The sequence below is a fragment of the Formivibrio sp. oc-25 genome (genome assembly GCF_055810895.1).
Genome location: NZ_JBVVOL010000078.1, coordinates 1 through 1715 on the forward strand (window position 1 = coordinate 1; position 1715 = coordinate 1715).

Genomic DNA, 1715 nt, shown 5'->3' on the forward strand with positions numbered 1-1715 from the left:
AAGTCAGGCGAAAATCTGCTGATCAAGTGGAAACTTTTGGACGCCGGTCGGTGGAAAAAATTGGATGCCGGTTGACACTCGTGGATATGTAAGGCTCAGAATTCGGGCCTTTGCGGACTTCGGGCCAGTTCCAGGGAGCGAGGTCGGAGCGAGGAATGGCCAGGAGAGAGTGGAATATGGCCGGGAACGGGCTGGAAGGCTGACCGGTGCAGTCCGCAGGCTTCCGCAGAAACCCCCAAGAACACGCGGGAACCGGCGCGATCGGGCAAGAAAAAACCCCAACCGAGAACGGTTGGGGTTTCATTATTGGTGGTGGAACAGACCCTCGAACCCAAACCCATTATCTCATCGATTGAGTACTGCTTCGGGTATTTGTCCCTATATTGCGTATTTTTTCCAATGCCATTAGGGGAGGGAGGGTGCAGCAAGTTCAAGTGGCAACTATCGGGTGGGTTTTGCAGACCATGTGTCTAAGCTTGGGTCGGCGGCACCACACCAGGCATGAGCTTGATAATGAGCGATTGACCTGCAATCGTGCTTTTGTCGGTTTCTAAACGTGTTTTTAGAGTGCAGGGACTATCAATCTGAAGCGGACCAATAATGTGTGCCAGTTGTATATGCATGACATGAATTCCCTCTTCCTGTTCGGTGGGGAGGGGCATTTCCTGCTCAGGCACATCCACGTCAGTACTTTGCAAAACCTCTGCATCCTTCAGCAGCTTGAGTGTCATCTTGCCAAATGGCTCGTCAGCTGGTGTTGCTGCCGTCATTAGAATCGCGAGTTTTGGGATCACGAAAGGGAATTTAGGCACTAGCATCTGAGATTGATACATGCCGACAATTGTGATTTTCCCATCAATTTCCTGGCGCAAATCATCTGCATAAATGACGGATAGATGGCGCGCAATGCCTGCTGAATTATGATTGCTCATGCACAATTCCTACTTTCACCGATTGCTTCCGTGGGGGCTGCCTCCTGAGTATCAAGGTGCGCTTCCAGCATCTGTGTGGAGTTTTGCAAAGCCTGATTGAGCGTGTTCATGTCGCAGCTCAAGGCCTCACAGAGTTTGCACATAGTGGCTCGTGTCAGATCAGTCCGTTGGCCGGACTCGAACAATGACACATTCGACTGTTTCTGGCCGATCCTATCGGCCAATTGTTTTTGTGTCAGTCCAGCCAGCATGCGTAGCGAGGTCATGGTGATATCGCCCTCGCGCGTGGTGGCCAGCGGTGCTAGGTCACGTCCTGCCTGGGCGAGCAATCCAGCAAAAGCAGGGTCAGTCGCGCTGAGTTCAGCCATCAGTCCATCAAGATCATCTTGTTGTGCGTCCCAGTACAGCGCGCTGGCATCCAATGGATTAGGGCTTGTAGTCTGAATCTGAGTCGGTAAAGTTGATGTACCCGGTTCGGTACGTAGAATCTTCAATATATTCATGATCGGCTCTCGTAGCGGTTCTTTAGCTCGGTCAGTGTGGCTTGTGTATAAGCCGTGCTGCGGTGAAAGAAGCCAAGTATCTGGAAAATAAATGTCCCGTTGTAGGATTTTCGAGGGGCAAAAAACACTCGATATTCGTCTGCCGGTTTGTTGTTCAGATCTCGGATCCTTCGTACGGCATCAGTGTGGTAGCGTGCATCATCTGACCTGTCCTGACAACCGAAGACACACCTCGCTCAAATACCGACCGCCTGCTTGCTGAATTTTTGTGCAAACACAG

2 protein-coding genes are annotated in these 1715 nt (G+C 51.3%); both read right to left on the bottom strand.

What is annotated here, in order from left to right; genetic code table 11:
* Positions 1-470: 470 nt before the first annotated feature.
* A complete protein-coding gene (locus AC0KVQ_RS16365; RefSeq protein ID WP_473422261.1) occupies positions 471-932 on the bottom strand; it encodes a DUF6941 family protein in 462 nt (153 codons plus the stop codon).
* Positions 929-1435, bottom strand: a complete 507-nt coding sequence (locus AC0KVQ_RS16370) for a helix-turn-helix domain-containing protein (RefSeq protein WP_473422262.1) — start codon at positions 1433-1435, stop codon at positions 929-931. Before AC0KVQ_RS16370 ends, AC0KVQ_RS16365 begins: the two co-directional genes overlap by 4 nt.
* Between the last annotated feature and the right edge of the window lie 280 nt (positions 1436-1715).